Consider the following 7,972-nt stretch of genomic DNA (forward strand, 5'->3'; position numbering starts at 1 on the left):
AATCGAGTTAGGCTTTTTCTTATATATTAAGATTCATCAATGCTATCTAATAGGACGTAGTTAACCTTACGAAGTGACATTAGGTCTTTTCCACCAGCGTATGAAATTGATGATTGTAAATCTTCTTTCATTTCTAGGAGGGTGTCAGCAATGTTTCCCTTGAATGGGATTAATAATTGACGACCTTCAACGTTATGGTGTTCACCTTTTTGTTTAGCAGAAGCTGAACCCCAGTATTGTTTGAACTTCTTACCATTCTTTTCAACGATGTCACCTGGTGATTCAACGTGACCAGCAAAGACTGAACCAATCATCATCATAGTAGCACCAAAACGAATTGATTTAGCTAAATCACCGTTAGTACGGATACCACCATCAGCAATCATTGGTTTAGTAGCAGCTTTTGAACACCATTTAAGGGCTGAAAGCTGCCAACCACCAGTACCGAAACCAGTCTTGTACTTAGTGATACATGCCTTACCTGGTCCGATTCCAATCTTAGTGGCATCGGCACCAGCATTTTCGATTTCACGAACCGCATCAGGTGTACCTAAGTTACCAACGATTAGGAAAGTTTCTGGAATTACTTTCTTGATGTGTTTGATCATTTGAATTACGAATTCTGAATGACCATGCGCAACGTCGATAGTGGTGTATTCAGGAACTTCGTTAGCTTCCTTTAATTCGTTAATGAAGTCATATTCACTATCTTTGATACCAACACTAATTGAAGCGAATAAACCTTTTTTATGCATACTTTTAACAAAGTTTAGGCGTTGTTCTGGTTGGAATCTGTGCATTACGTAGAAGTAGTCGTGTTCAGCCATCCAGGTGGCTAAATTTTCATCCATTATAGTTTCCATGTTAGCGGGAACTATTGGTAATTGGAATTTACGAGGACCGAATTGAACGGAAGTATCGGCTTCACTACGGCTCTTAATAATACATTTTTCGGGCAATAATTGGACATTATGATAATCGAAAGTTTTCATTATTATGACCTCACTTCATTATTTATGGTCTTCCCATACATTTTTTAAAATCTTAGTAGCTTCACGATCTGGACCTACTGCGAAAGTACATAGTTCTACGCCAGTTAGTTCAGCAACCCGTTTTAGGTAATTTTGTGCATTTTCAGGTAATTCTTCGACAGTGTTGCAGCTAGTGATATCTTCTGACCAGCCAGGAAGGTCTTCGAAGACAGGTTCACATTCATCTAAGAAGTCTAAGTTAGCAGGGTAGTACTTGATTAATTCGCCATCGTGTTTGTAACCAACACAGATACGAACAGTATCAAAACCAGATAGCACATCTAGACAGTTTAGTGATAAGTCAGTAATTCCGGAAGTTCTTACAGCGTGTTTTAGGACCACTGCATCTAGCCAACCGATACGACGGGGACGTTTAGTAACGACTCCATATTCATGAGCGATTTCACGAATACGGTCAGCACGTTCGTCGAATAATTCAGTTGGGAAAGGACCATCACCAACACGAGAAGTGTAGGCTTTACATACACCGACTACTGAATTGATACGGTTAGGGCCAATTCCAGTACCAGTGGCTGCGTTTCCGGCAGTCGGGTTAGATGAAGTAACGTATGGATAAGTTCCATGGTCAATATCTAACATTGCCCCTTGAGCACCTTCGAATAATACTTTCTTGTTGGCATCTAATGCTTCATTAATAAGTAGGGAAGTATCAGTTACGTATGGTGCAATTTTTTTAGCGTATTCATTATATTGGTTAAAGATTTCGTCAAAGTCAAAACCAGGTTGGTCGTATAACTTATCTAAAATGTTGTTTTTAATGTTTAAGGCTTGATGTAACTTTTCAGCAAAGGTCTTTTCGTCGATTAAATCAGCGACACGAATCCCAATTCTTTCCAGTTTATCCATATAAGCAGGTCCGATTCCCTTGTGGGTGGTACCAACTTTATGTTCCTTTTGTTCTTCTTGCAATTTGTCAAATAACATATGATATGGCATGATTACTTGAGCGCGGTTAGAAATGCGCAAACCAGAGTAATCAAAACCATTTTCTTCTAAGTAGTCCATTTCAGAAATTAAGGTTTCAGGGTTAACAACCACCCCGTTACCAATAATACTTAACTTGTCTGAGTAGAAAATACCAGAAGGAATTAAACGGCAGTGAAACTCCTTGTTGTCAATAACGATGGTATGGCCGGCGTTGTCTCCACCAGAATATCTTACGATCATATCAGCATCTTGACTGAGAAAGTCAGTTATTTTTCCTTTCCCTTCGTCGCCCCATTGGCTACCTATAATAACGATTGATGACATCAAGTTCACCTCATATATTTCTTTTAGTATTGAGGAGTGGCTTAAAAAACACTCCACGAAAGATTTTACCATGGTGAATATAAAAATCAAGAACTATTTTAACAAATGAGAAAATATTGTTCGGAAAACAAATCAAAAACGAACAATTAAATTAATATTTTTTTCTGTAGTGATGAAAATGCGAATTATATATGGTAATATAGAATCATGAAATACCGAAAGGATGGATTGTGATGATTGATCGTTATACCAGACCAGAGATGGGAAATGTATGGTCTAAATATAATCAATACGCCTCATGGCTAGCTGTGGAGGTTGCTGTTGATGAAGCTTGGGCTAAGTTAGGAGAAATCCCGGCTGAGGATTTGGCTAAGATCCAAAAGAACGCTACCTTTGATGAAAAAGAAATTGAAGAAATTGAAAAGACTACTCACCATGATGTCGTTGCATTTACTCGTGATGTATCCAGATACTTGGGTGATGAGAGTAAATGGATTCATTTTGGAATGACCAGTACCGATATCGTAGATACTGCGCAAGGTTACCGTTTAAAACAAGCTAACGCGATTATCAGAAGAGATATTGAAGAATTAATTGAAACAATTGGTAATAAGGCGCTTAAATATAAGGACACTGTTATCATGGGAAGAACCCATGGTGTTCAAGCTGAACCAACTACATTTGGTTTGAAGTTACTTCGTTGGTACGAAGAAATGAAACGTAATCTAGAACGTTTTGACATCGCTTCTAAAGATGTTGAAGCTGGTAAGATTTCCGGTGCTGTGGGTACTTTTGCCAACGTTGACCCATTCGTAGAACAATACGTTTGCGAAAAACTAGGCATTCGTGCTCAATCAGTGGCCAGCCAAGTGCTACCACGTGATTTACACGCCAACTACATCGCATGTTTAGGCGTAATCGCAACTAGTTTAGAAGAATTTGCGACTGAAGTTCGTGGTTTACAACGTTCTGAAATTCATGAAGTTGAAGAACATTTTGCGAAGGGGCAAAAGGGATCATCAGCAATGCCACACAAACGTAACCCAATCGGTTCAGAAAACATCTGTGGGTTAGCTCGTGTCATGCGTGGTCACGTTGTTACCGCAATGGAAAACGTGGCATTATGGCATGAACGAGATATTTCTCATTCATCTGCTGAACGTGTGATTCTACCAGATTCAACTATCTTAATTGATTACATGTTGCACCGTTTTAACAACATTGTTCGTGACTTAGATGTCTTTGAAGAAAGAATGCTAAGCAACTTGAACCTAACTAACGGTTTAATTTACTCACAACGTGTAATGTTAAAACTTGTTGAAGCAGGGATGACTAGAGAATCTGCTTATGACCTAGTTCAACCTTTAACTGCGATTGCATGGGATGAAAATAAACAATTCAAACCATTGGTAGAAGGTAACACCACTATCACTGAAAAACTAACTCAATCAGACATCGATGATGCCTTTGATTATCACTATCACATCCGCCACGTCGACGAAATTTTCAAACGTTGTGGTTTAAACTAATTAAAAAAGCCTGGTTTCATTGGAAACCGGGCCTTTTTTATCTTTAATATTTATTAGAAATCAGTTAGAATGTTAACAAGGTGGTATATATGAAGAAAAATTTTACGTTTATGACTAAGCAAGGCTGGATGTTTGCAGTTCCATTTTTCTTATTTTCAGTCTATTACACAATGAGTAAAGCTCATTTCGCACATTGGAAATCCATTCGTGTGATGTTTCATCTAATTGATATCCCGCACGTAATTAGTGCGATCGGTTATGCGGCCGTTGTGTTCGCATTCTACCTTTTATGTGCGTTAATTCCATCACGTCGCATTATTGTGGTGCCCTCGATTATTACAATTATGTTGGCAGCACAACAACTTACACTAGCATATTTCACATTTCCAATCGGTGATGTGTTAGGTGGATTAGTCTTGTTGATTGCGACAGTCGTGATTGCGGGGATGGCATTGATTTACGCTAAAATCGCTTTAGCTGTGATTGATGGCATCGGCGCATCTAGTAAAGGTAATTATTTAACCGCATGGTTGCGCGAAATTAAACTAGCGGTGGTTGCTAACTGGAAGTTTTTAGTAATCGACGTGTTAATTTACATTTTTATTAACGCCTCAATTGTGATGACACTTACTTTTAAATAAAAGTCGACTGACTGGTCGGCTTTTTTATTTTAGAAAAAACCAGCACTGTTTTGCGTAATTATTAATATCACGTTTTAAAGGGGAGATATTAATGAAATTCAAAGCGCAAATATTGCTGGGAATTATTTTACTTACAATAGGGGTAAATAGTGGCTTGGCATCAGTACATGCTGACGAAACTAGTCAGGTGCAAGCACTACCGCAGTTGTTATCCAAACTAGCTGCGGATTATGAACAAGAGGTGCAGAACTTAGTTCAACCACAAACCAATAATACAGTTGCTGAAGGCGAAAGATTCGTTAAATTACTACCAAGTACTGACACTTTCGTAGGAAATGATAACGTTAGCGATTGGCAAAATTATTGTAATCAACTTGGCCTGTCTGTGGATGATTATCAACGTTTATTAAAGCAAGAAAATGATCTACTTCAATCCATTCCAGTCGACTTACAAGCAGCCAAAGATGCTGACGATGTCTTCGCTAGTTATCGCGATGTTGAAAATGTCGTCAGTTCAGTTTTAGACTATATTCATAATAAAAAGCTGCTATTGAAGCAATTCAGTCAACAATTGGCGCAAGTCGATGCCAGTCAACATGGCGATGGATTAGTGCGATTGGGTGATGCCATGTTAACAAGCGAAGCAAAAACTGCTTTGCAAAATCATGATGATAGCTTTGCGGGGACGACCTTATCTTCACGTCACCAATATCAATTAGCGGGATTGCTGGATGCAATTAAGCCGGTTATACCTGCGCCAAAGTCAAATTCAGATAACAAGCAACCATCTGCTGATAATTCAAATAATGATATTGCTAATAAAGATGCGGAAGAAAAGCACGACCAACCAAGCGTTCCAGCAGATAAGCCATCAGATGCGGACAAAAAAGTCGTGCCGGATAAAGATGATTCTCAACCAGTTGTACCGCAACCTGACAATAGTCAATTAACTAAGCAAATTGCACAACAACAAGCGCAAATTAACACGCTCCAAGCTACCGTCATTGATTTAAATCAACAATTGAATGCCTTGCGTGCGACAATCAAAAAGATTCAAAACGATGGCTTCGGTCCAATTGTCTACGACCAAACTGGCTTGATTACACCAGCAGAACGAGAAGCACTAGATCAATTGATGGATGTAATTAGACAAAATACAACAGGGGATGTGGTTAATAAAACACATCCTAAGCATAGTCTTCTTACGGTTAAGCAACACTTGAAAAAGGTTAACCGTCAATTAAAACACAAACATTTAAGCCATCGTATGCGAGCTAAATTATTAAAATTAAGACGCCAATTATTAAAACAATTACGTCATAAATAAAAAGAGTTTCCAATGAAAATTGGAAACTCTTTTTTGTTTTTAATCAAAGTGAGTATGAAGAAAATCTTTAACGTGTTTTTTGTATGCGACTGGGTTAGTCCAGAAGCTTTCTTCATGTCCTGCACCAGGAACAATCCATAATTGTTTTGGTCCTTTTGATGCGGCATAGTTTTCATAAGACATGTAAGTTGGTACGTAGATGTCGCTATCCCCATGGATGAACAATGTTGGGAGTTTGTTTTTCTTCAATGCTTCAGTACAAGAAGCGTTGTGAAGACGGTAACCAACTTTGTACCAGTTGATAGCACTGACTAGTGGTTCGATTGGGTAAGGTGGTAAGTGGAACATATCCTTTAATAGGTAGTTAAATTCATCACCAACATTGGTGTAACCACAATCAGCGATGATGGCCTTAACTTGTTTAGGCAACTTTTCGCCACTTAACATGGTGACAATTCCAGCTCCCATACTAATACCAAACATTAAGATTTTGGCATCGGAACCGACTTTTTCGAGAACTAATTGAATCCAACGAAGGTAGTCGATACGATCTTTCCAACCGTAACTAACATATTTACCGTCACTATCACCATGGGCGCGGTCATCAGGTGCTAATACGTTAAAACCGAGTTCGTGGTACATCTTAATGAAGTTCGCCATTGTTTCACGGTTACACCCCACTCCGTGAGCCATAATAATGGTTTTCTTAGTTGGTGTTTCCGCTGGGACGTAAGATGCGACCATTTTTTCACCAGTGTCGACTTCGTTTAAGATCCATTCTTCTTTAGGGATGGCATGGAACCAATCGACATAACGGTAGTAAGCGTAAGCAAAACGCATTTGGCTTGCTTGTGGTGCTGGTTCGTCATCTTTGCGACTCATTCCTAACTTAAATAAGTAGTTACTGAATAGGAAGGCCGTCGTACTGACTGCAGTCGACATGATTCCTAATGCTACAGCAGTTTTTTTAAATCCCATAAAAATCCCTCCAATATGGTTTAATCGGTTAGATAGATGGATTTTAATTTATCAATATCTGCATCGGTTAAACCAATGAATTCATGTAAAAAGTTATTGATGTTGCCATATTGTTCGTTAATGGTTTCCATTGCGGCGTCGAAATATGATTCGTCGACAGTGTATAAATCATGAAGATTTTGTTCCAATGGTTCAGTCATACCGTATTTACTGTATTGATCAACCTTTAAGCGAATGTATGGCACCATTTGTTCTTTAGAAATTAAGTAATCTTGTTTGATGGTATCGATATCGACACCTAATGCGAATAAGAAAAAGGCAGCGGATAGACCAGTACGGTCTTTTCCTTGAGCACAGTGGAATAATACAACGCCATCGCCATCATTTTGAAGTAAAACTTTAAAAAGATTTTTGAAAGCAGCTTGAGCTTCCGGACTAGTGACCATTGATTGGTAAGAACGAATCATGTTGGCCTTACCACGAGTGGCGTCAAACATGTATTGTTCAGCGTATTGACGTTCAGTCTTGTCGTGACCACTGTTGAAAACGGGGTTCTTGATCAGCTCAGCGTTGTTAGGAAGCTTGTCAGAAGCTTTCTCACGTTCAGCATCTGAACGTAAGTCGACGTCGTATTTGACACCGTAAGTTGCTAAGAAGTTTAAATCTGATTCAGATAGCTCAGCTAATTCACCGGAACGTAAGACTTTGTTCCATTTAACGTGTCTACCATCAGCGGTTTGATAACCACCTAATTCACGGAAGTTATAACCTTTTTCGATATTTAGTAAGCGTTGGTTAGTCATATTGGTTCCCTCCTTTGGAATGCGAAATGTGTTTATTACATTGTAAAAGAAAAATACTAATAAAGAAAGTCAGAAGTAGAATTATGTGGATTATTTATTACGAATATTAAAAGTAAGTTAAAAGAATTTATATCTAATGGAAAAGGTAATTTATATGTTATTATATTTTCAATAAAAAATAGAAAGAATATAGCATGATTATGATTTGCGATTTTTAATAACTAATGTGATTTTATTTAGAAAAAGCTCAAAACATTTCAAATTTTATTAAGAAAATGATAGCATTAATATTATATAAAATTAGCTTTAATACGCACTTTTTTAATGTGCAAGGAATAATAAACATTAATATAGTAACTAAACAATTAACTTTTTAATAACCGATTGAATT

Annotated in this window: 7 protein-coding genes; 3 read left to right on the forward strand and 4 right to left on the reverse strand. The window is 37.9% G+C overall.

What is annotated here, in order from left to right; genetic code table 11:
* Positions 1–26: 26 nt before the first annotated feature.
* Positions 27–992, reverse strand: coding sequence for a GMP reductase (locus ABWU86_RS05800; protein ID WP_353321949.1), 966 nt, complete (start codon positions 990–992; stop codon positions 27–29).
* 18 nt (positions 993–1,010) lie between these two features.
* Positions 1,011–2,303 carry an adenylosuccinate synthase gene (locus tag ABWU86_RS05805; protein ID WP_353321951.1) on the reverse strand — a complete coding sequence of 431 codons (1,293 nt, stop codon included), beginning with the start codon at positions 2,301–2,303 and terminating at the stop codon, positions 1,011–1,013.
* Positions 2,304–2,536: 233 nt separating this feature from the next.
* Between ABWU86_RS05805 and purB the strand changes: the two genes are divergently transcribed.
* The 3 genes from purB (at position 2,537) to ABWU86_RS05820 (ending at position 5,800) form a co-directional block, all read left to right on the forward strand.
* Entirely contained in the window at positions 2,537–3,832 is a 1,296-nt protein-coding gene (purB, locus tag ABWU86_RS05810) for an adenylosuccinate lyase (RefSeq protein ID WP_353321953.1), read from the forward strand.
* Positions 3,833–3,921: 89 nt separating this feature from the next.
* Complete coding sequence (locus ABWU86_RS05815; protein WP_353321955.1) at positions 3,922–4,473, forward strand: hypothetical protein; 552 nt, start codon at positions 3,922–3,924, stop codon at positions 4,471–4,473.
* Between the two features lie 91 nt (positions 4,474–4,564).
* The gene (locus ABWU86_RS05820; protein WP_353321957.1) at positions 4,565–5,800 is read left to right on the forward strand and encodes a TPM domain-containing protein; all 1,236 of its coding nucleotides are present in this window, start codon (positions 4,565–4,567) and stop codon (positions 5,798–5,800) included.
* 39 nt (positions 5,801–5,839) lie between these two features.
* Here the strand turns inward: ABWU86_RS05820 and ABWU86_RS05825 are convergent, their stop codons facing one another.
* Positions 5,840–6,778, reverse strand: a complete 939-nt coding sequence (locus ABWU86_RS05825; protein WP_353321959.1) for an alpha/beta hydrolase — start codon at positions 6,776–6,778, stop codon at positions 5,840–5,842.
* A 20-nt stretch (positions 6,779–6,798) separates the two neighbouring features.
* Positions 6,799–7,581, reverse strand: a complete 783-nt coding sequence (locus tag ABWU86_RS05830; RefSeq protein WP_353321961.1) for a tyrosine-protein phosphatase — start codon at positions 7,579–7,581, stop codon at positions 6,799–6,801.
* Between the last annotated feature and the right edge of the window lie 391 nt (positions 7,582–7,972).

Source organism: Apilactobacillus pseudapinorum (assembly GCF_040369555.1).
Lineage (GTDB): Bacteria > Bacillota > Bacilli > Lactobacillales > Lactobacillaceae > Apilactobacillus.